The 22,647-nt window shown below is 60.4% G+C and carries 14 protein-coding genes; 7 read left to right on the top strand and 7 right to left on the bottom strand.

The window, feature by feature from the left end; translation table 11 throughout:
- The 6 genes from PLJ71_14705 to PLJ71_14680 form a co-directional block, all read left to right on the top strand.
- Positions 1-2,379: DUF1080 domain-containing protein (locus PLJ71_14705; GenBank protein ID HQM49936.1), on the top strand; the 2,379-nt coding region annotated here is incomplete at its 5' end.
- A gap of 120 nt (positions 2,380-2,499) precedes the next feature.
- Entirely contained in the window at positions 2,500-3,711 is a 1,212-nt protein-coding gene (locus tag PLJ71_14700; GenBank protein HQM49935.1) for a sialidase family protein, read from the top strand.
- 189 nt (positions 3,712-3,900) lie between these two features.
- Complete coding sequence (locus tag PLJ71_14695) at positions 3,901-7,635, top strand: CocE/NonD family hydrolase (GenBank protein ID HQM49934.1); 3,735 nt, start codon at positions 3,901-3,903, stop codon at positions 7,633-7,635.
- Positions 7,636-7,968: 333 nt separating this feature from the next.
- Positions 7,969-9,108, top strand: coding sequence for a hypothetical protein (locus PLJ71_14690; GenBank protein HQM49933.1), 1,140 nt, complete (start codon positions 7,969-7,971; stop codon positions 9,106-9,108).
- Positions 9,109-9,806: 698 nt separating this feature from the next.
- Positions 9,807-10,811 (top strand): DUF1573 domain-containing protein, encoded by a 1,005-nt coding sequence (locus PLJ71_14685; protein HQM49932.1) that lies wholly within the window; start codon positions 9,807-9,809, stop codon positions 10,809-10,811.
- Between the two features lie 184 nt (positions 10,812-10,995).
- On the top strand, positions 10,996-13,779 hold the full coding sequence (locus PLJ71_14680; protein HQM49931.1) for a carboxypeptidase-like regulatory domain-containing protein: 2,784 nt from the start codon (positions 10,996-10,998) through the stop codon (positions 13,777-13,779).
- Positions 13,780-13,956: 177 nt separating this feature from the next.
- Here the strand turns inward: PLJ71_14680 and PLJ71_14675 are convergent, their stop codons facing one another.
- The 3 genes from PLJ71_14675 to PLJ71_14665 all read right to left on the bottom strand — a co-directional run bounded on the left by PLJ71_14675 (position 13,957) and on the right by PLJ71_14665 (position 17,735).
- On the bottom strand, positions 13,957-15,405 hold the full coding sequence (locus PLJ71_14675; GenBank protein HQM49930.1) for a hypothetical protein: 1,449 nt from the start codon (positions 15,403-15,405) through the stop codon (positions 13,957-13,959).
- A gap of 209 nt (positions 15,406-15,614) precedes the next feature.
- Positions 15,615-16,358 (bottom strand): DUF6498-containing protein, encoded by a 744-nt coding sequence (locus tag PLJ71_14670; GenBank protein HQM49929.1) that lies wholly within the window; start codon positions 16,356-16,358, stop codon positions 15,615-15,617.
- A 162-nt stretch (positions 16,359-16,520) separates the two neighbouring features.
- Positions 16,521-17,735, bottom strand: coding sequence for a hypothetical protein (locus tag PLJ71_14665; GenBank protein HQM49928.1), 1,215 nt, complete (start codon positions 17,733-17,735; stop codon positions 16,521-16,523).
- A gap of 38 nt (positions 17,736-17,773) precedes the next feature.
- On the opposite strand from PLJ71_14665, the gene PLJ71_14660 reads away from it, so the two are divergent.
- Positions 17,774-19,261: an MFS transporter gene (locus PLJ71_14660; GenBank protein ID HQM49927.1), complete on the top strand. Its 1,488-nt coding sequence runs from the start codon at positions 17,774-17,776 to the stop codon at positions 19,259-19,261.
- Positions 19,262-19,277: 16 nt separating this feature from the next.
- Here the strand turns inward: PLJ71_14660 and PLJ71_14655 are convergent, their stop codons facing one another.
- The 4 genes from PLJ71_14655 to PLJ71_14640 form a co-directional block, all read right to left on the bottom strand.
- Complete coding sequence (locus PLJ71_14655) at positions 19,278-20,300, bottom strand: hypothetical protein (GenBank protein ID HQM49926.1); 1,023 nt, start codon at positions 20,298-20,300, stop codon at positions 19,278-19,280.
- 115 nt (positions 20,301-20,415) lie between these two features.
- Entirely contained in the window at positions 20,416-20,640 is a 225-nt protein-coding gene (locus PLJ71_14650) for a hypothetical protein (protein ID HQM49925.1), read from the bottom strand.
- 2 nt (positions 20,641-20,642) lie between these two features.
- Positions 20,643-20,933: a hypothetical protein gene (locus tag PLJ71_14645; protein HQM49924.1), complete on the bottom strand. Its 291-nt coding sequence runs from the start codon at positions 20,931-20,933 to the stop codon at positions 20,643-20,645.
- Positions 20,934-22,505 carry a sodium/solute symporter gene (locus PLJ71_14640; GenBank protein HQM49923.1) on the bottom strand — a complete coding sequence of 524 codons (1,572 nt, stop codon included), beginning with the start codon at positions 22,503-22,505 and terminating at the stop codon, positions 20,934-20,936.
- Between the last annotated feature and the right edge of the window lie 142 nt (positions 22,506-22,647).

Raw genomic sequence — 22,647 nt, 5'->3', positions numbered from 1 at the left:
TTTGAGTCTGACCTACAGCCTCCCTGGCGTGTGGTTGACGGCGTTCCGGCAGTGGTAGCCGCACCGGATGGGCAAGCATTGGAACTGACGCCCAACAGCCGGATACTGCTTGATTTGAAGGAACCGGTCCAAGACTTCGTGTTCGAAGCCAAGGTTCGGTTTGTCGAAACCAGGCCGTGGGTCGAGGCGCCGGTCTTGATTCGCGCGGATACGAACGGCGCAAATGCCGTGCAGTTGTACCTGGAGCAGCTCGAGAATCAGGTGCTCGCGGTGCGGTACGGGCCTCAAACGGTTCGGCTGGCGGCTCAAACAGCGCCGGTGCCGCTCGAGGTTGGCCCTTGGTACACGTTGAAGGTCGTGGCGCGCGGTCAGCGGCTCGGCGTCTGGGTGAACGGATTGCCCGCGCTGGCCGCAATCGACCGCGAGCCCCGGGCTGGCGTCATTGGCCTGCGCGTGGGTGACGCGCGGACGCAATACGACGACGTAGTGCTCCGGCGGGCCAGCGATGACGAGTCCGCGGCGCTGCTTGCGTTGGACTATCCCGAAACCCCCGATGCAATCGTGCAAACCTTGCGCTTTGTGCGTAAGGATGGCAAACAAGGCGTTCTCGAGTATCCGGACACGGCCAAGCCCTTGGTTCCAGTGACATGCACGCTTCGAGATGCCGGAGAAGGTTCGTATGAGGTCGCGGATCTCACTCGTCCGGCTCGCAAGACGCCCTTCACGGCAAACGGTGAGGCCCAGTTCCGTATCGTGGGCGTGCAAGGCGTCCGCACGTTCGGATTATTGCGCGGCGGCGAGTCCGTGGGCACGTTCTCTGTCCAGTTTACGACGGCCACCGACTGGCAGGCGGACCGGTTCTCGGAGTTGTTCAAGACGTTGTGCTCACAGGTTCGCGGCGACCGGAGTTACTGGAAACGCGACGGCCGTATGATTGCGGCAAATCCCACATGGGTGCGCGACCATATCCACGAGATGAAAGGCTACCAGTTCTGGGAAAGGGACCTCACTTCCTACGTGGACGAGTTGATCGCGCTGCAACATCCGGAAGGATTCTATTACGAGATCATCGGCCCCGCCGCGCACGACCACCAGGATTTCGTGCAGCCCAAGTATTTCCTGCGTGAAGACGACAAGGATCTCTGCTGGATTCGTCTGGAGATGGAGGCCGACATCGAGTATCTCATGGTTGAAGCGGCTCACCGTATCTGGAAGGCCACCGGCGACGACGTTGCCATGAAACGCCGTTTGCCCTCGCTGGAACGCGCCCTCGAATATGATTTCACCGACCCGGCGCGGTGGGACGCCAAACACGGCGCGCTAAAGCGCACGTTCAGCATCGATACGTGGGATTTCACTTACGGCGTTTCCGACCACAATCGTCGGATCGAGCCCGGCATGCCCATGGGAATCATGCATGGCGACAACAGCGGCCTTTATCAGGCCTGTCTCCAGCTGGCGGACATGTTGCGCGCGGCCGGCAATGACGAGCGCGCGGACCTCTGGCAACAGCGCGGCGGCGCGCTGCGTGAACGCGTCAACAAGCTCTGTTTCAACGGGCGCTTCTATACGCATCAGATTCTTCTGCAGCCCGTCGACACCGGCGTGCGGGAAGAGGAGATCCTGTCGCTCTCGAACACGTACGACATCAACCGGGGCCTGCCGACCCACGAAATGGCTGTCAGCATCGTTGACGAGTACCAGCGGCGCCGCGCCGCGACGCGCGACACCTATTTCGCCGAATGGTTCTCCATTCATCCCCCATATCCTCGATTCGGGCCCTACGAAGCCAACCACTACATCAACGGCGGCATTTGCGGGTTTGTCGCGGGCGAACTCGCCAAGGCAGCCTTCCACCACGGGCGCGAGGCCTACGCGGCGGACATCCTGAATCGCGTCGAGCAGCTTGTCGCCAACGACGGCGTCATCCGGTTTCTTTACGACATGAGCGGCAAAGACATCGCTGGCGGTCCCTCCGGCTGGTCCGCGGCGGCCGTGCTCTCTGCCTTGGTGGAAGGCCTGGCTGGCATCCGCGACGAAGCCACGCTGTTCCAGACGGTCACCGTCGCCCCGCGGTTCCCGGCCGCCGGTATTGCGCACGCCTATGTGTGTCTGAGGTATGGTCCCAGCGGCGCCTACGTTGCCATGGAGTACGCGCATGCGGACAGACGCATTTCGCTTCGCCTGTGCGGGGACCCCGACCTGTACCACGTGAGAATCCTGCTGCCGGAAGGCGTGCAGGAAGCCACGCTGGCCGGTGCTTCGGACGGCGCTGTCCTTACAGGCGTGCAGGCCGTCGAAGACGCCCGGTACTTCACGCTGGATATTCCGGCGCGCGACAAAGCGGCGGCGGAGGCGACGTGTGAGGTCGCATACTAAGCCGCCCTCGTTCGTTACGATTGGAGCGGCGGCAGAGGGTCCCGCGACGCAGTCGTCATTCGGTGCGTAGACTCCAGACGAAAAAGCGAGGACTTGCAGGAAAGCAACGGAGAAACGACCGTGAACGCAGGCGCCACATTGATAGGATGGATAATATGTGTCTTAGCGCTCAGTGGCAGCCCATATGCCGCCGAGGGAGAGAAGCCGCCTGCGGCAGACATTCCCGCCCCTGCCGGCCGTACGGAAGCGAGCGCCGGCCAGATAGAGATCGCAGGGGATTTCATGTTGTGGGACGAGAATGTGCCGCTCCCATCGCCGGAAAGTCTCACGTATCCGGATCAAGCCGTCGACGTCATGGTCCATCGGATGGACGAAGAATTCCGGTTCCTGCATGACAATGCCGTCGTGTGGCACAAAGACATTCTTTTCGCGGCCTGGTACAACTGTCCAAGAGCAGAGATCGCGGAGTCCTCGTGTATCCGTTCCAGACGCTCGCTGGATGCGGGCAGAACATGGTCGAACGTGGAGGTCATCGCGGCGGACTACAACGCTCAAGGCGTTTTCTATGTGCCGGTAACCTTTCTCTCCTACAGCGGACAGCTTCTGGCTTTCGTCTCGAATATGGCGGGCCATGATCTTGTCACGCGGTGCGAAGCCTTCAGTCTGAACGAATCGGACAACCAGTGGGCATCCCGTGGCTATATTGCGGGCCCGTTCCTGCCGAATTGTCCGCCGCTGTTGATGGACGATGGCAATTTCATCATGGCGGGGCGCATGGCGGCTAGACGGGCGACTACGCCGGAGACGCCCGCGGTGGCCATCTCGTCCGGAAAGGATTTAACCGGCCGATGGGATGTAGTTCCGATGATGGCCGGAATTTCCAGGCCCTATACCGCCTTCCCAGAGAGCACCGTCTGGCTGGACGGACCCGATGTCACTGCCATCGTTCGCGGCGGATTGGTTTTCACCAGCAGCAACTTCGGCAGGACGTGGCGCGGCCCGTTCCAACACAACGTACCCGCGGAAGACAGTAAACCCTTCGCGCTTCAACTCAGCACCGGCCAACGCTGTCTTCTGTGGAATTATCCAAAGTCGCCCGGAAGCACCCGCCACCTGCTCACCATCGCGGTCAGCCGCCCCGGCGAACACACGCTGTCTGCTATGTGGAAAATCCGCGACGGGTACCTCGAACAATTGCAGGCTGGGCCAGAATGGTCCTATCCCTGCGCGGCTGAACACCAAGGCTCCCTCTACATTATCTACACCTCGGAAAAGAAGCACAGCGTGATGACAATAGTTCCGCTGAACGCAATCGGCGTGAAAACGAGATGAGCACGGGGACTATCGAAATGCAGCGTCCTGCGTTGTGCTTGGCGAGGCCGACCCGGCGCTGTTCAGCTTCCGACGCGTTCGCGGCTGCGCCCTGAGACCTGTACTTTTCACATGGTTGGATGCCGGCACAACGACTGGTATAATCTGCGCAGTCAGGTCGCCCCGATGCGGTTCGCAGAGGAGATGTTCATGGTTGTTCATCGCTGCTCTCCAAAGTGGCCGGTCTGGGGTGAAGTTGTTGTATGCCTGTTCGCGTTACTGCTTGGGGGCGCGCAGGCAGCAACCATTACGCTCTCTGGGACAGTGACGGATTTGGACACGGGAGCCCCCATTGTCGCGGGGAGTGTGGGAGCAACGCGCGTTGCCAGCCTGGGCGCCGGACAGCCGGACGCCCTTATTCCCGTAGAAGCCACGACCTCGACCAATGCCTCCGGGCAGTACGTTTTCCAGATTGACAGCAGTACTCCCAACCTCGACCGTGTACTGGTCTTCACCCGTGTTTCCGGAGCCGCCAACCGCCTGTATGACGGTGTTCCATTTGCCGGAAACACCCCCACCCATGCGGATGTAGCGAAACCCGGCGTGGTGGAAATCAACTTTTCCCAGAGCGTCAGCGGGATCAATTTCGCTATCGAGAATACTTCGAGCAAGACGACCTACTTGCTCGCGATGAGCGACGGAATATGCCTGGCGACCGATGTGTATCTGCCGCCGGGCGATGGCCCCTGGCCCGTCATCCTCTACCGAACCACCTACGGGAGGACAAGCGACAATGTCGGAGCGTGGCCCTCTTGGAACAGCCAGGGGTATGCGTGCGTTACGCAAGACATACGCGGCTGTTACGACTCCGAGGATATTTTCCGTGGCTACTTCGATGATGGCTGGGGCGAGAATCAGGACGGATTCGAGACGTGCGAGTGGATTCAAGCCCAGGACTGGTGCAACGGAAAGATCTGTACGTTGGGAGGCAGCGCCCGCGGGATCTCGCAGAACTTCCTGGCCAGCAGTCTCCCTTCGGGCTTGGTATGCCAAAGCATCGAAGTGGCCGCATCAAACCTGTACACGCAGTCTACCTTCCAGGGCGGAGCTTATCGGCATGAGCTGGCGGAGGGATGGATGGCGGGACGCGGTCCGGAGTCCCTGCAGTATCTGCATGAGGTCATCCTTGCGCGCCCCTACTACGACGATGAGTTTTGGCCCTATCTCAATCCTGAAACCCGCTATCATCTCATCAATTGGCCCATTGTCAATCGCGGCGGCTGGTACGATTGCTTTCAGCGCGGAACAATCAACAACTTCCTCCTAATCCAACATAACGGCCAGCCCAACGCCGAAGGCAAACAAAGGCTCATCATCGGGCCTTACGGCCACGGAAGCGGCGGTGAATTCAGTTGGCCGGCCAATTGTTACTCCGCGCCCGCTGCTTACGGCAACACCACGCGCTGGTTCGACTACTGGGTCAAGGGAGCCGAGAACGGCGTCATGGACCAGCCCCCGGTATGCTATTACGTGCTGGGCGACGTGGACCACCCTGAAGGGCCGGGCAACGAATGGCGGTTTGCCGACGACTGGCCCGTTCCCGCCACCGAAGTGCCTATGTACTTCCACGATGCCGGCCTCCTGAGCTCCACGCCCCCGGCCGCCGCGGAAGCAAGCAACACGTACGGGTACGACCCGGTCGATCCCGTGCCGACACACGGCGGCGCCAATCTGAGCATCGCGAACGGACCCCACGATCAGAATCCGCAGCTGAGCCGAAGCGACGTCATCGTGTTCACCACGCCGGTCTTGGACAGCTACGTCGAGATCACGGGGACGGTGCTCGTCCGGTTGTATGCTTCCAGCAGCGCGGTGGACACCGATTTTACGGCGAAGCTGTGCGACGTGTATCCCGACGGCGCCTCGATGCTGGTCTGCGATGGGATCATCCGCGCACGCCACCGCAACACCCAGCGTTACAGTGAATTCATGACACCGGGAACCGTCTATGAGTTCGAGATTGACCTTTGGGACACATGCATCGTGTTCAACGCCGGCCACCGAATCCGCGTGGCCATTTCGAGCAGTAATTACCCCCGCTTCGATGCGAATCCCAACACCGGCGAGCCGTTCAACGAGCATACGCACACCGTTCCGGCTACCAATACGCTCTACCACGACGCGGCTCATCCCTCTCACATCTTGTTCCGGGTAACTGGGCCGGATTCCAACGGCGACGGTGTCCCGGACCCCGCCGACGTCGACAATGACGGCCTGCCTGATACGTTTGAGTGGCCGATCATCAACTACGACCCGGACGACGCTGTCGCGGCGCTTGCCGATGTGCTTCCCGGCGACGACTTCGACCAGGATGGCTACACGAACGCGGAAGAGTATATCCATGGCACAAACCCGCTTGATGACGGGGACTTCCCCGGCCCCCCTTCCGTGGATTTCACGGCTGATGTGAACTCGGGGTATGCGCCGTTGACCGTACAGTTTACGGACCAGTCCGCGAACAACCCCACATCGTGGCTTTGGGATTTCGGGGACGGAAGCGGAGCCAGCACCGACCAGAACCCAATGCATACCTATGAGGCCGCGGGCTTGTACACCGTCAGCTTGACCGCTGAGAACCAGTTTGGCTCAAATTCCGTTACCAAGACTGGGTTTATAGAAGTGGTGGCGCGGACCATACGCGCGGACCGGTCATTCTGGTACTACAAGTATCTGCCGGGCAGCACCCTGGATGTAACCGTGACCGTTCACAATGACGGCCCGGGCGACATCTCCGTTCTGAAGCTCGAGGAAAGAATCCCATCTGGCTGGTCCTATGATTCCGTGGTCAGCGGGGCTGTGCCGGATAGCGTACCGGCTCAAGGCGCCACAGGCACGCTCTTGTTCGAGTGGCTCAACGTTCCCGCGTTTCCGGCTGGGTTGACCTTCCGGGTAAGTGTCCCGTCAGGCCAAACGGGCGACGCCACCTTCTCCGGCGGCGTGCTGTACCAGCGGTCCGGCGGCGTTGAACAAGCGGCGGCAATTGGCGGCCTGGGTACGGTAGCCGAGCGCATACACCATTCGCTTGACCATAGTCCCGCCGACGGTTTCATAAGTGTTTCGGAGATCCTGCGCGTAATCCAGTTCTACAACCTCAGCGGCTATCATTGCGCCACCGGAACGGAAGACGGATACGAGCCCGGCCCTCCGGGCGCCCCGGACATGACCTGCGCGCCGCACGACTGCGACTACAATCCGCAGGACTGGCAGAGCGGCGTGTCGGAGATCCTGCGCGTAATCCAGTTCTACAATCTGGGCGGCTGCCATGTTGCTGAGGATACGGAAGACGGGTACGCTCCGGGCGCCGCCCCCGTGGGAACAGGCATGGCCCTCCGGGCCGATGCTGATGCCGGCCCATCCGGGGACGGCACCCAGCCGGCCCTCGAAGCTGCGCGCAGCATGGCCGCCGCCGGGGGCGCCATTGAAGTAGGAGTGACCCTCACCCACATCGGCGACGAGCCGATCTCGGCCCTGGGGCTTGTGGAAACGCTGCCGCCCGGATGGGTCTTCGACAGCCTCGGCGATGACATCGAACCGCCCGTGATCGCGCCCGTTCAGGGCGACTCGGGCGAACTGGACTTTGTCTGGATTGCGGTGCCTCAGTTTCCGGCCACGGTGAGATACAGCATACACGCGGAACCGGGCGCGGCCAGCGTGACCGGCATTGACGGCGTGGCCTTGTATCGCACTTCCGGTCCTGAGCAGCAGGCAAAAGTCGCTTACGCGCCCTTCGATATTAACGGCGATGGCAATGTCGACGCGGCAGACCTCCAGCTGGTCGTTAACGCCGCGCTCAATATCGGCCAACCACCGAATGGTGACGTGGACGCTTCAGGAGCCGTCAACGCCGTGGATGTGCAGCTCGTTGTCAATGCCATCCTGAGCTGAAACCCGGCAAACAGCGGCGGCCCGGTCATGCGGACGGGTACTCGGCGGGAGGAAGCCGTGGCGGCGGACTCCGCCCGGTTTCTCGACCAGGCGCCAGAAGTTCCCCCAGAATCAGCCTGCCTGCTTGTGTAACCTTTTGAGATATAGCGTTATGTGTGGGAGTGGTCGCGCCTGAGTTTTGTGAGATCTTTCCGTGGAAACTCCTATTGCCACCCGCGCGGAATTGGCACATAATTGATTTAGTGAAATTGTGCTCTTATATGGTTTGCTGGGAATGCCTGCTACCGGCCAAAGGCAAATTCCGGCTGAGGCTTCATCGAAAAGGAGCCGAGAATGTCGGCAACGCTCACAAAAAGCACACACACCTCGTCTTCAGAGCGCTGCGCCCGCTTCATCCTTCTGGCGTCCGCCGGGGCGCTCCTCCTTAGTATGCCCTGTTGCGGAGAAAACGGCCCAGAAGCCACGGTCTGGGAAGGCGAAGAAGCCGTCCATTGGCTCGGCGCGGTCGTCGCCGAGCAAGAGAAGTACTTGGCCGCCATTACGACCTTCTCGTTCACGATGAACGAGAGATGGACGACGCGCCTCGATGAGTTGGCGCGCGACGGAATCAATGAATGGAATATGGAGCACAGACAGTTCGAAAAGGGGCCATGGCTTCGCGTTGAGCGTTCGGGAACAGCCCCGGCGAGCTTTGATGGCGGGAAGCGGACAATCATTTCAAAAGTGGAATGCCTTGTGATGAACGACCGCTATGTGGCCCAAGCGCATACGCCCAGCGCCGCGGCCTATCTCCGCGAACACGCCAGTATTGATGCTCTGCCGCCCCAATCCCGCGATGCACTGAGTGTTTTTGATGCGAGGGGGCCGCGCCGCCATGGTTTCGGGAACGGAAACGATTCCTTGGCCCAAATCCTCCGAAGCGCTCAGACTCGCAAGGACCTGCGTTTGCGTGTCGATCGGGTGGCCGGGCCGGACAGGCTTTATTCCCTTAGAGCCTTCTACAAGAAAAGCCTCATTTTCGAGATGGTTCTTGACGGAGAACACGGCTTCCTGGCGACCGAAACGAGGCGCTACGGTCCCGACGGATTCTTGAACGAGGAAATCGCGCTGGTGCCGGCCGAGATCATGCCCGGCATGTGGTTCCCAAAGGAGTGGCGCCGGATGACCTACGACGTCGAGGCCAAGCCCACGGAACGACGCGTAATCCAGACTACCTTCAACGAGATCACTTCCATCGAAGTAAATCCTGACCTCGACGACGCCCTGTTCACGTGGCAAACGATGCCCCTCGGGCCGGCCGTACAGATGTTCCGGCACGATGTCGCGGGCGAATTTCAGATCATGGACATTGTTGACGGCGAGCTTGTGCCGGAGGAGCTTGTGAAGAAAATGGCCCCGGGAGGCTTTGGCAATCGAGAAGGCGCAGAAAATCAGCAGAGTCGTAGAAAAACGATCGGCATGAAACTGAGGTAACTTGAGAGCCCGAACAAGCAGGGGGAGGTCGGAAGGGAGGCGAAGCACATGTTTAACTTCAGGGGTATCAAGCGACTGCACTTGCTGTGTGCGATTGTCCCCGCGGCACTTATGGTAGTAGCCGGAATAGTGACAACCACGGGTCGTGAGGTGGATGCGACCATATGTTATCGAAGAGTAGAAGGTCCTTGTCCCCCACCTCCATGCAACCAGCAGTGCGATTATGGCAGCCTGTGTCGGTACCTGGACGGTATAGTAGACGCGAAAGTGGTCCCACTTTATGAAGTCTATTCGGAGGGAGGCTTGGACTTCGAGTCGATCCCGCCCATCTATGTGTGTGGGACACTCTGGAAATGCACGAAGGACTCCTCGCTTGAGTGCGATGGCCCCAACCCGCCAGCGCCGTGCGCTCATTGCGACGTTCCAGGGGATAACGTCTTTATGTGTAAGAACTATATACAGAAGGAGACAAAGTACGTCTCCGACGTTAGCATTACAGGGGACGGTACCTGTTGGAACTGATCGGTGCCCAAGCTCCGAATAAGCCGCCTCGCCCGGCAGTGAGCAGTTGTGCACGAGTGGGTGCGGCAGGCAACCCGCGCCCTGAGAAGTTGTGGAACCAAGCGCGGTTCGGCTTGTGTAGAGTCGTCGGCGCGTGATGCGCGTGAAGTCAGAGAAGACCAATAATGCGCATTCAAATGAAGAAGCTGGTCGTGTGGGGCGTTCCGCTTGTTACCCTTCTATCAGCGGCTACGTTATTGGTCCTAACGAGCCGGAGTCACTGGATCGGCGCCTCCGTCGGTCCAGAACACCGCTTCACGTTCCCTGTGGCCCGTCAACGGGCCATCGTCAACCATACTTTCGAACTGCGCAACTCTGATTCGGACCCATTCAAAATCACGAGAGTCGTCACAAGTTGCGCGTGTGCTCTCGTTAGAGGGGTGGACAGTCTCACGCTTTTGCCGGGTGATATAGTAGATATACCCGTGGAATTCTATGTTGGCAGCGAGGGAGGCCATGCGCAAGCTACCGTATCGGTGCTGATAGAAGGGCGCTCGGAGCCGGTGCTCTTTCTTCTTGAGGGAGACGTTGTCGAGGAATATCCCACGACAGTCTCATTCGGGACGATTAGAAGGGGCGAGGCTGTGAAGAAGTCCTTCGAGATAAACACATTTCCAGGACAGCCGGAGATCGTCATTCTTAGCGTCTCGTATGATCGCCGCGCCTTTCATGTCACCTTTGAAATGTCTGAGGTTCGGAGAGGTGCACAGAAAGTGACTGCCGCTTTATGCGACACCATCCCTTACGGACACTTCAGTTCCACACTTCGAGTGTTAACAAATGACGTGGAGGTTCCTGAGAAGTCTATCGTGTTCTCAGGCTACGTATTATTACCTCTGGAGGTGTCCGACAAGACACTTTACCTAGGTGTCATCGGCGCTCGCGACCCGGTCTCGGCTACAGTTGAGCTATACTCTCCTTATGGGCATGCGGTGGAACTTATAGGTGTAGAAAACGCGAAGCCGGGTTATTTCGCGTGGAACGTTGAAGAGCGGGGCTTGCCCGATCGACTGAAAGTCACAATATCAACGACAGAAAAGTCGCCACCTGTGGGAGTTCTGAAGGGGACGCTCATTTTTCACGCACGGGTGGGTGAGACGAACGAGCAGGTGCGTGTGGAGGCTTATGGCCTGGTGCAATAAGGGCGGGGCGATGTCGTTGCGGAGGCTGGTTTCAGCAGGGCTGGCTTTGGCTATAGCGGCGGGCCTGATCTGGTGGTGTTGGCGGGCATGGGAGGCTTCAGAGGAGCAGAAACCGCCAGCACAGCGGCCCCGCATTCAGGCGGGGAGGGCCACCGTTGGACCCCGAAAGCCACTGCGGCGAGCCATGGCGCTCGTGACTGCGTCCGCGCCGCCTCCATCCGAGGATGCTGACGGGATTATTGAAGGCATGGCATACCTCTACGATGGGTCACCGGCCTCTGAAGCTGATGTACGTGTCTCTACGGACGGCTATTGGATGCCGGAAAAAACGCTGGCGGAATCGAAACCCTCTTCGGCCGTGGCGGATGCGGCCGGCGTCTTCGCCGTCACGGGACTTCCTTGTGGCGGCTACAAGATCGTTGCGCGCAAAGGAGACTGCATGGCAATTGACGGCGCGCGTATCTCCCCGACCGCGCCTGTGTGGGAGGTCACTCTCATGCTGACCCCGTGCAGCGCGCTGGCGGGAACAACGGTTGATCCTGCCGGGATTCCCGTGCCAGGGGTGATTCTGATGCCCGTGGAGAACGATGGCCGCGTGCTTCCCCTCGAGCTTGGGCGTGCGCTCGAAACGCAAAGCGGGCCGGACGGGCGATTCCTGTTTGAAGCGCTCAAACCCGTGTCGTGGCGGTTGCGCGCGGAAGCCCCGGACTTTGCCACGCTCATCACCGAGCCCTTGCAGGCCGGCCAGTCGAATGCGGTAATCCGGCTCAGCCGGGGCGGGAGCGTCTTGGGCGTTTGCCTGAACGCTTCGGACGAGGCGCCCTGCGCCGGTATCTCTGTTCTGGCGCGCAGAGAACTCGCCCGCGAACCCGAGAAAACCACAACCGATGCCGCCGGACGGTTCGCGTTCGAAATGCTTGCTCCCGACACGTATCTTCTCCTGCCTGAAGATGGCCGGTTGACCACCGTGGACGGGCCTGTCCGCGCCCGCGTGACGGAGGGCGGCGCCGTGCCGGACATCGTGTTGAGGCTCGAGGTTGCGGGAATCGTTCGCGGCCGAGTCTACGACAAGGCGACGAATTCGGGCATCGCCGGCGCAACGGTACGAGCTTCCTTTCAGAAATCGGAGCCACCCCATTTTCCTTCCTGCGTCTCCGAACACACGGGCGTTTCGGGCGACTACGAGATTCATGGCCTCGGCCCGGGACTGTATCGCCTCTCTTGCGCCTTGCCTGAAGGGGCTCCGGCCCAATTGGCCACCGCGGTGGACCGCTCGGTTTCGGTTTCCCCCGGGTGCGTACTCGAGAACGTCGACTTCGGTTTGTCTCGCGGCACGTTCATACGCGGCGTTGTCGTAGACAAGCAGGGGCAACCGCTCCCATACGCCCAAGTCGACAGCTCCCAAGGTCCGGACTGTAAGGCGCGGTGTAATGCTGCCGGCGAGTTTGCCCTGGAGGTTCGACCGAACCAGGACGTGACCATCACCGCTCGAACCCGGGAGCTCTTCAGCGAGCCCCACGGGCCTTACCGGGCTGGCCCGGAGGGCCTGAACGATATTCGGGTAGTCGCGGGTACGGGGCTGAATTGCCTCATCGCCGGTTACGTGGTCAATACGCTGAACCAGCCTACCCGGGCCTGGGTGAAGTGCGTGCCTGCCGGCGTCGAGGCCCTTTTGCATCCCCGTCTTGTTGAGAGCGATTCTGAGGGCAGGTTCTTGATCCCGGAATTGGCTTCCGCGGACTACGACCTGCAAGTGGGGAGAAGCGTTTTGGGCCATATCACCATGTCTTGTACCGCCGCGACGGTTCATTTGAATCCCGGGCAGAAGCTCACTGGAGTGCGGCTGGTCCTCGACGAATCAGGGGTACTGACGATTTCGGGCCGCGTGCAAGGTGAAGACGGCGCGCCCGTCCCCTACGCAATGATGTGGGCCATATCGGACAACGACAGGATACAGCACCATTCCGACGACCAGGGCAACTACGAACTCCGTGGATTGTCTGAAGGCGTGTACCAAATGTGGGTGCGAGAGACTCCGCCCTACGGCAAATCGAAAACTCGACTTGTTGAAGCGGGCAGCCAAGGGGTGGATTTTGTTCTTCCGCGGCTTCCTTCCATCGAAGGACGGGTGGTCGATGCCCGAACCGGTGCGCCGGTAACGGAGTTCGAGGTCGCCTCGGTACGTTCGGAAACGCCGTCATCGGAGCAGTTGAACGGGGCGTTCCAGCAAGTATCCGATCCGGAGGGCCGTTTTGTCCTCGACGGAGTTAGGGGGATCTGCGTAATACTTGTCCGGGCGCGCGGATACTTCGCGGGTACGTTGAACCTGGGCATCGTTCGTACAGGGCAGACGTATACGGGCCTGCGGATAGCGCTGAAACCCGGCGGAGCGCCTATCGAAGGCCAGGTCTGCGACCCGGACGGAGGCGCCGTAGCGAACGCACTCATTTTCCTGGGCGGTGTCACGCGTCCGTACGATGCGCACAAGGCCGTCGCCACGACCGACCGAAATGGCGCGTTTCAACTCGATCCGTCCATGGTTCCCGTATCGGGCGAGGTCATGCTGTCGGCGTTCGCGCCGGGGCACTCCCTCACCAGCGTGTTCGTGGCAGCGGGGGCGGGTCCCGTGGAGCTTGTCCTGTTACCGGAAAGCGTCATCAGCGGTATGGTCACATGCGATGGCCGCCCCGCCGGCGGGGCGTACGTCTACGCGGATGTTCCCCAGGTTGGCTCACCCGGCGCAACGTCTGATTCGGATGGCCATTACCACATCGGGCAACTTCCGCCAGGGACGTATGCGGTGCGGGCGTCGTTGCTTCAAGAAGGCCGCAAGCCTTTGGAACTCGAGGAACAGGTGGAACTCTGGGAGGGGTGTGAGACCCCGGTTGACTTCGAGTTCGCCATCGCAAGCCAGCCGCGGACGAACGAGCCGGATATGGAGGGGGAACAAGAGGAGCAGCAGGAGTAGCCGCCTCGAATCACGCCGCCCCGCTTATGAGAATCATCCACGCCCACGGGCGTAACCGTTTGTGGCAGTCGCTTTTCTTGCGGCGAAAACCCGAAGAAGTAACGGGAAACAGGATGATACGAGTGAAGCGGGGCCATCTTCCCATGTTGTGGTGGACGAGTCGGTGGCGGACAAGACTCAGCCGCTTTTGTTGCTGGGCGTGGTGAACTGGAACGTGTACAGGAAAGCGTTTTCGAGGGAGAAAACGAGCCGCGTGGGGACTCCCTCGCGTGAAGAAACGCTGGAACCGTCTTCCCACTCGACCGTGACGCCAAGATGATTTCCGCCGATGGGTGTACAGTCATCCACGGCACGCCCCGGCACGGGCTCGCCGCGGTCATCGAGGAGCCCGACACGTACCCGGCCGCCTTCGCGCACGTCCACGTTCAATACGAGGCACTCCCCCTCATATACAAGCGGGGGCGTGGCGAAACTGCCGCCCTCGGGGCCAACCGCTGCAGCCACGAACCGGTCCAGCGGGACCTTGACCCGGCTGTATATGCGCTGGTTGCCGGGCTTGGTAAGGTTGGGAAGTTCAGCTTCGTTATGTTTGAGGGGACCGCCGCTGTAATACAGGTAGAGTTCGTCTCCCACGCGAATGACGCCCTGTCCCATGTAGAGCGAACCGCTGTCGAACTGGCCGGCGGCCCCGAGCGCGATGAACGGCGTTGTCGAATCGGGCCATGTCCAGTTGACGCCGTCTCGGCTGGCCGCGAGGGCGATGTCGAGCGTGTCGTTGTCGTGATGGTAAATGCTTGGGAACATGAAATAGACGTTCTCCGCAAACGGGTATTTGATTGCGGCAGGATTGTAGACGTCGCACTGCGGTGCATCGCGCTCGGGCGCTTCGAGCACCAGCGTTAATGGGTCGAAATGGGCGAAATTGTCGCTGGCAGAACGCCCGATGGCTCTTCCGTGCCCCGAGACACGCCCCAGCAACACATACTGCGCGGAGGAGCCGTCCCAGAACGCCGAATACTGGCTATCGGCGAACACGCGGCAGATCGGCTCGGGGTAACGCGTCCAGTGGAGGCCGTCGGGGCTGTACATCCCCGCGACAAAGTAGGGCGGGTCGCCTGCCTTCGGAAAGAGACCCTGCGAAACGGCCTTGTAGCGTTCGCCAGCCGGGGCATTGCGATCCAGAAACACCCCGTTCCCATGAACGCGGGAATGCGCACCGTCTGGCCCAACCATGCGGAAGAGGATGTTGGTCTGCTCGATTCCATGGTAGGGGAACAGGTTCAGATCAGGCTTCTTCCAATGCACGCCATCCTCGGACTCCGCGTAACAGAAAGACGTGTCGTCGCTCGTAGGCCAGCCTTCGACGTCGTAAGCCTCGTACCACATGCGGCACTTTCCGCCATCTTCCATAACGCTGAACCAATTGAGGGATGCGCTTTCCCAAGGCTTGTCCGGTTCCAGCGTGCGCTCGCCCGTCTTGCTCGCGGGAGAGACACGAAGCGCCACGTTCGGCGAATTCTCAAGAAACAGGCTGTCGATAAAGAACTGCTTTTGGCTGCCGATGGAGACCGGTTCGGCAAGGACAGCATGAAGGTTCACAAGAAGCATCATCGCGATCATCGGCATGGGTACGTTCCTCCAGTAACCCAGTTCCGTTCGTCAATGCATAGTACCAGCCGTAGAGGTCGTGAATCAGTATCCGCCTCACAGCGGGCGGAACGGTTTGTGTCGCGCTTGGGCACTCGGCGGTTAGCTGGCCCGGGACTTGGGGTATACGCCGAATTCCTTTGAATGCGCTCGCAATGCCAAGTCGATGGTTCGCCAGTCAAAACCGCTTAAGCGGCACTTGGGCCGGGTGTCACGGCGCCCTTGGACAGATTGGTTCTCGCTTTTGCATAGCGTTTGCGCTCAGCCTTGTGGCCTATGACATCCATGACGATCTTCAGAATGACGAACGCTGCGATGACGAGCTTGGGCTCACCGATACCGACGACAATAAAGGCGGCGGCGATAAGCGTAATGTGCAAAACAATGACACGGCGGTACGGAGCCGTCATCAGTGCGTCCACGCTTGTCAAGCGGCACTCTCCCTGCATCAAGAAGTTGGAAACAAACGACACGCCGTGGCTAACAACCATTGCCGCCAGGGCGACCGGGATCGCTGGAGGGACGAAAGCGCGGAGCAAGGTCCAGAATTGCGACAGCGACAGGTGGTCGTTGACCGCCAGCGCATCGCCTTTCTCGAAAAACTCCGGACAAAACAGAGCAAAGATGAATAGCCCGTGAGCCAACAGGAATACGCCATAGTGAAATACGAAAAAGGGGATCAGGAAGAACTTATAGAAGGTCACGCCAGCAGTGTAGGGCGGAACCGTTATCATCCGGCAGGCGTTGAACACGCCGATGACGAGATTCTCGAGCCAGAACAACAGCATGATGGCGAACACGTCCCAGCCCCGGAAAAGCACCCCCCACAGCGGGATCAGATTCGACAGGACGATCGCGAGAATTGAAAAGAGACCGGCGTGTGCCCCAAGGCCGCCAGCCGCTACGTCATCTCCGCTCTTGGCGTTTCCCATGTCTTAGCCCACCCCGATCTTCCGCCCGTGCCGCCGCCCGCTCCTTCGCGTTGATTGTATCAACACTGATTGCGGAAAAACATGGGCTACTTTGCCCGGCCCTCAGCAGTGCGCGGCTGCCAACCACGCTCCGCGCCGCACCTTAGAGAGGGATGTTCCGGATCATTCCGGCAGGATTGCCCAGAGAACCCGTTCCTGCGGCTGGCCGTCCTCGGCCGGCATCAGCGAGTCCGTGACTATCGCGAGGCCTTTGCTTAGGTCACTGCCGCTCGCGGGCGAGATCACATCCCAGAACCCCGGCGCTCCCGGCATCTGCGACGTCTCGCACAGGGGCCCGGCGGTCTTCCACCCCTCGCGGGGTCCCTGCCAGAGAAAGGCCGTATTCGAGGCCGCAGCGGCAATCAGGTCTCTATCCGATTGAAAGAACCCCGCATACCCGCTGGGCAGCAAACGCGCTCGCTGCCACACGCCCGAGGTCCCGTCGCGCCAAGCATGATACAGGCCCGGGGGCGGACTGTCCGGCGGCAGGGGTTCCCCGTATTTACGCTGGTTCCACAGGAACAGGATGTGGCTCGTGCCGCTGGCGTCGACCGCAAGGTCCGTTGCATAGGACATGTGGCCCATGGGCGTGTCAGCGACCATTTCACGAACCGCCGGTTCCTGCGCCCCATTCGGATAGAACAGGTACCAAACCTGGTTGTATGTGTTGCCCTCGCCGCCGTCCGGGGCGTTGGACGCAACGAAATGCAGTCCTTCCTTTGTTGGGAACAGTATTGGATACGTCCACGCCGTCTTGGGCTTGTGCTCGGCCTGCCCCGGGCATACCAGCCGGCTGGGGGCCCATTCGAGCGACGTCAGATTCAGGCTGCTCAGAAACATCGAGTATTCGGGAGTGACAAGATAGGCAAGGTAAAGGGTGTCCTCACGAATCGCGATACCAATGTAGTAAGCGTTCTTCATATCCGGCGGGCTGGGAAGCCGGTCCAGCTCGTCGATGTTGCCCGGCACGTTTGACCGGTAGATGCGGACCGGTTTCGATTGCGCGGTGTGTGCAGCGATAAGCCGGCCCTGTCTATCGAGAACCATGGTGACCGGCTGATAGATATCCGGCAAGTGCGCGCCTTCATGCCACGCCGCGCCGTCGTATTTGTAGAGCACCCCGGCCGACGAGTCCGGGTCGGGACCCCACAGGCCCGCCGTATAGTAGGCGCGGCCGTCGCTCACGATCTTTGGTGAACTGTACCCCCAGTACGGGCTCACCCAGGAGCGGCCCCGGGCAATCTCCACAACACGCCCCGCCGCTTCTGCGCTATTCGCTGTAAGAAACTGAAAGAGAGCGCATAGCAAGGCCCCGATAAAAGCTCTTCCGGTCTTCATGGTCATTTCCCTATAATCCGTTACCAGGGGGCACCCTGATGGCATCGAATGGGCTAAAACGGTCGCACGGCATCTTGTTCGGGCTCGGCATGTTCGGCGGCGCCGGGCCCCTGACCGTGCTTGCGCAACTGCAATTATACTTCACGAAGTTCCTGGGCTACGACCCGGTCATTGTCGGCAACGTGCGCGGGTTATCGATCGCGTTCGACGCGTTCCTTGACCCGATTATGGGGTATATCTCGGACAGGACGCCGGGCCGCTTCGGCCGCCGCATGCCCTACATCGCGCTCGGCTCGTTCGTTTACGCGGCAGGCGTCATCGGCATGTGGTTCGCGCCCCCCGGGCTTACCCATGCCCAGTTCTACGCGTACCTGATCGTCATGCAGATCGTGTTTTCGATCGGCATTACGATGACCGGTATTCCATTCACCGCACTGGTGCCCGAGCTCGCCACGGGATACTCCGCGCGAACAGCGCTGGCTTCATGGATGCAGGCGGGCGCATACCTCGGGAACATCTGGGGAGGCTGCATTCGCTGGTACAGCTCATGGCGGGGAGACGAGATCGCCGGTTTCCAGGAATTCGCGCTCTATTCCTCGGCGGTCATGATCGTCTGTTACTGGCTCTTCGCGGTCCTCGTAAAGGAACCGCCGTTGTCTCAGGTAGAGCGTTTGGCCCGGGGCCAGAGGGCACAAGGCGAGGCGCAGAAACACGCGCTGCGCACGTATTTGTCCCGGCACATGGCCGGTATCGCACGCGCCCTCGGCTATGCGTTTCGCGACAAATACTTCATCATCCTTTTCCTCGCGGTGTTTGTGTACCAGGCGGGAATCCTTGCCGGTATATGGATGTACACGTTCCTGCTCGACGACTGGTTCGGGCGAACGTGGAATACGCCGTTCGCCCAGCGCGTGTTGGTCGGGCCGCTCAGTCCGTTCCGGGACGCGTTCTTTCTCTATATTTTCTGCGCCATCGGATGCGGCGTGTTGTTTCTTCCGTTCTGGAACGCCTTGGGCAAACGCTTCGAGAAGCGGACCTGCCTCTCGCTTGGTATCCTGGGCATCGGGCTGGTCTACGGTTCGAGCTATTTTCTGTTCGCACCAAAATCGTTCCCCTTGCTTATCCTCTACTGTTTGTTGCAGGCATTTTTCTACTGCGCGGCGTACGTGTTTCCCACATCCATGATGGCGGATATCGCCACCCACAGCGAGTGGCAGCGGGGCGAGGCGAACGAAGGCATGTTCTACGGCGCGAACAGCTTCCTGACCAAGCTATACAACGCGGCATCGATCTTCTGGACCGGGTTTGCGCTCAAATATGTCGTCCACTACCAGGAGGGCCAGGGCGCAGTGCAGACCGCCGTCACGCTCTGGCGGATGCGTGTCCTGTACGCGGCGCCTGCATGCGCCGCGGCATGTGCCGCTCTGCTGATTCTCTTGCGATACGACCTTTCCCGTGAGCGTATGGACGCGATCACCCGGGAATTGCATCAGCGAAAACAAGGGGCGGAACAAATCAAGGAGTAGCGCGGCGCCGTAGCCGCTAGAGCACGCCATACCAGCCGTATTGCTCTTTGGGCACGAGGACGAAGTTGGTGACGGCCTCCGGATACCAGGTGTCGGGATTCTTCAAAACGTGATCGTCTGTAGCGGAGACCCCGATGAAATACATCCGGTTCATCTCCGGTACCCGCCACATTACGGACGTCTTGTCCGTTTCTTTGAAATAGAGCCGTTGCGCGCGTTCGCGGTCGAGGTACACCGATACGCGATACCGCACGCGGCCGCCATTGCGTTTTCCCGACCGGCTCCAATGGAGTCGCACGCCCTGCCCTTTCAAACGCTCCGGGGGCAGTACGCAGGGCATCATGGGCGGGTAATCTTCTTCGCCGCCCATGTACCAGCTGTAGTAAGCGAGCGTGCCCCAGTCGCCAAATGAATAGCCGAGGAGCCGGTACCCGTCGCGCGACAAGAGCTCTTCAGGAGTGTAGGCGAAATGCCGCAGCGGCCAGGCATCGGCGAAATAGGGGTCGCGCCGCAATTGGGCGACGTTCAGGACTTCGCCGCCGCGTTCGGGCTGGCTCGCGCCGAACATGAGCGCGTCGGCCAAATGCCAGCGGCCTCCGTACCGGGCCTCGCACGTGACGTGGTGGAACACATCGCGGCGGCGGCACTCCAGTCCGGCCTGTTCGAGCAACGCCAGCGTGACGAGCACGCCCTGCCCGCACCGCCCGTCATGCAGCTCGAGCAGTTCCACCGCGTCCGTCAGCATGGGGCCGGTATCGCCCTCCTGGGGTTGCTGGATCGGGTTGTAATACAGGGCATCGGCTACGAACCCGCAGATTCGTGCAACGCGCGCCTTGTCGTCCATCCGCCCGTCGAGGATACGCTGGAGGATGCCCTGCAGGTACGCTGTCCTGTCGACGCCCTCCAGCCGCTTCCGAATCCGGGCAATCCGTTCGGGCGCGTAATAGCTGACCTTGCCTTGCAGGTTTCCGATCGGCGGCGTCCACGGTTCCATGACGAAAAACACCGACCGGTCCGGCCCAAATGAGCGCGCACTCATGCGAATATGTCGATGCTTGCTCCAACGGAAGTTGTAGCGGACAGGCTTGCTCATCTGGCTCAGCCTCTAAGGTGATTGCCGACGCTTATCTCCGTGTCACGGTGCCAAGTCCAGGCTACTTCGAGAACCGTCTCCGCAGAATCCGGCCCCACACCGCCATGCCGCCGCCAATGAGTAGCAGCGTGAGTCCCGCGCCGCAGTTGACCACGCGGGCATGGCCGGGCGCCTGGAACACCGTCGCAACCAGAACGACGAGCGCCAGAAAAGCCAGAAAGGCGCCGAGGATCAGAAAGGCTTCGGAGTCGCGTTTAGCAAGGTTGAGAGGATCTTGGTCGCTCACGGCTAGCTCCATTTCGAGAAGTAAAGGTATACCAGTACATGAGGCAGCATCGAGATGACGGTCCAGAATCGCAGGTCGTAGAAGAAACCTTTCTTCGGGGCGTCTACGTTCACGTACTCCTTACGGAGCGTGAAGACCCAAATCATGGTGCCAACGAAAAGGCTCAGCGCGCATATCGTCGCCCATGGCATGTAGTATCTGCCCAGGAAGTCATTGATCGGGCTGAAAAATGGCTCCAGAACGGGCTTGAATATCTGGGTGATCAGGTTCGGACCGCTCGAGGGCTCTTCCATTTACTCAACCCTTTCCGCAAGAACGCGCTGGATCTGGCCGTCCTGCATGACCTGGCCGAAAACGAGGCCCCGGATCTTTTCCTCGGGCTCGGGCTTCGTCAACAGGCTTACAACGACCGTGACGATGATTGTGAACACAAAGGACCACCATGAAACGAACAGGAACGCGTCAGCCGAAGGGAATAAGCCCTCGGTGAAATTGAGTACCGTACTGAACGCCACGCCGAAAAGCATGCCGACCAGGCCGCCCCACCGGTTCGTCCGGCGCCACATGATACCCATGAGCAGGATCGCGAACACCGGACCCTGAAACATTGAGAGCGAGGTCTGAATGAAATTGTACATGCTCTCAACACGGTCCAGGATGGGCACCAGCGATGCCCCAATTACCACGAAAATAACCGTAAATGCCCGGCCCATGATGAGACCGTGCCGGTCGCCGGGAAGGTGGCCCGTAATCAATTGGTGTGCCCGCCCGTACAGGTCGGTTGTCCAGATGGTGGAAGCGGAATTGAGATAGGTGTCGGCACTCGACAGAAAGGACGCCACGAGCGCCGAGAACGTCAGGCCGCGCACCCCCGCCGGCATAAGGTGCCGGATCATGGCGGGCACCGCAGCGTCGCCCTTGGTGATGGCGCCTTCGGGCAGGATGACAATGGCTGCCAGACCGGGAAGCGCGACCATCAACGGAATGAACGACTTCAGGAAGCCGCCAAACAGCATGCCGCCCTTCGCGTCCCATTCCGAGCGGGCGCCGAAAACGCGCTGAACCACGCCCTGATGCCCACTGAAATAGGCCGTCGACATCACCAGACCCAAGCCGAACACGATACCTGCCCACGGGTACGGCGTATTCGGGTCGTTGTTCGGTTGAAGCATGGTGAGATGCCCGGGGCCCTTGAGCGCGATGACCTGTTCCTGCAATGCGCCCCATCCGCCCACTTCCCACATCGCCAGGGCAAGGAGCGCCAAGCCGCCCACGAACATCACTATCAGCTGAATCACGTCCGTCATGACGACGGCCGCGAGACCGCCGGAAAAGGTGTAAATGAAAACCGCCGCAATCGTGATCGCCACGCCCACCCACATCGGCCAGCCGAGGATGCTCTCCATGAAACTACCGGTAGCCTGGAAGATGACCCCCAGCATCGTCACCATGAAAACACCCCAGATCCCCGCGTGAATGATCTGGACGGCCGCGCTGTAACGCCGGCCGAGAAACTCCGGGATCGTATACACCCCGGCGCGCCAGTAATAAGGCATGAAGATGAAAGCGGCGATAGCCATCGCGGGCATCGAGCCTATCCAGTCAAAGTTCGCGGCGGATACCCCGTACGTGTACGTGGCCCCACCCACGAAAACGAAATCGCTCGCGCCGATGTCGCTTACCACGATCGACATGCCGATGGCCCAAAAGGGAAGCGCCCGGCCCGCCAGGAAGAAGTCCTTGGCAGACTTTACGTACTTGCCGTAGTAAGTGCCGATGATGACAACGCCGACAACGTACGAAACTATGATGATGACGTCGAAAACCGACAGTCCCCACATCTGGGGTCCCGCTCCCATGTGCATTCTTTCCCCCTAGGTGTTTGCGCCCTGGCGTCATTACGCCGGACGTTTGCCATGGCGTACCGGCGGACTCTGTATCCGCAGGGATGGCCGCACGTTCGACCCGACCAGTATCTCAAAGAACCCTTAACGGATCAAGCGCTCG

This window comes from Candidatus Hydrogenedentota bacterium (assembly GCA_035416745.1).
In the GTDB taxonomy this organism is placed as follows: Bacteria; Hydrogenedentota; Hydrogenedentia; order Hydrogenedentales; family SLHB01; genus UBA2224.
Note: the sequence above shows the minus strand (reverse complement) of the source record. Positions and strands in the feature narration are given on the sequence as shown.

Bases quoted from the DNA above. Each gene is read 5' to 3' on its own strand.
- PLJ71_14695 (HQM49934.1), top strand. From the start codon at position 3,901: ATGGTTGTTCATCGCTGCTCTCCAAAGTGGCCGGTCTGGGGTGAAGTT.
- PLJ71_14690 (HQM49933.1), top strand. From the start codon at position 7,969: ATGTCGGCAACGCTCACAAAAAGCACACACACCTCGTCTTCAGAGCGC.
- PLJ71_14685 (HQM49932.1), top strand. From the start codon at position 9,807: ATGAAGAAGCTGGTCGTGTGGGGCGTTCCGCTTGTTACCCTTCTATCA.
- PLJ71_14680 (HQM49931.1), top strand. From the start codon at position 10,996: ATGGCGCTCGTGACTGCGTCCGCGCCGCCTCCATCCGAGGATGCTGAC.
- PLJ71_14675 (HQM49930.1), bottom strand. From the start codon at position 15,405: ATGCCGATGATCGCGATGATGCTTCTTGTGAACCTTCATGCTGTCCTT.
- PLJ71_14670 (HQM49929.1), bottom strand. From the start codon at position 16,358: ATGGGAAACGCCAAGAGCGGAGATGACGTAGCGGCTGGCGGCCTTGGG.
- PLJ71_14665 (HQM49928.1), bottom strand. From the start codon at position 17,735: ATGAAGACCGGAAGAGCTTTTATCGGGGCCTTGCTATGCGCTCTCTTT.
- PLJ71_14660 (HQM49927.1), top strand. From the start codon at position 17,774: ATGGCATCGAATGGGCTAAAACGGTCGCACGGCATCTTGTTCGGGCTC.
- PLJ71_14655 (HQM49926.1), bottom strand. From the start codon at position 20,300: ATGAGTGCGCGCTCATTTGGGCCGGACCGGTCGGTGTTTTTCGTCATG.
- PLJ71_14645 (HQM49924.1), bottom strand. From the start codon at position 20,933: ATGGAAGAGCCCTCGAGCGGTCCGAACCTGATCACCCAGATATTCAAG.
- PLJ71_14640 (HQM49923.1), bottom strand. From the start codon at position 22,505: ATGCACATGGGAGCGGGACCCCAGATGTGGGGACTGTCGGTTTTCGAC.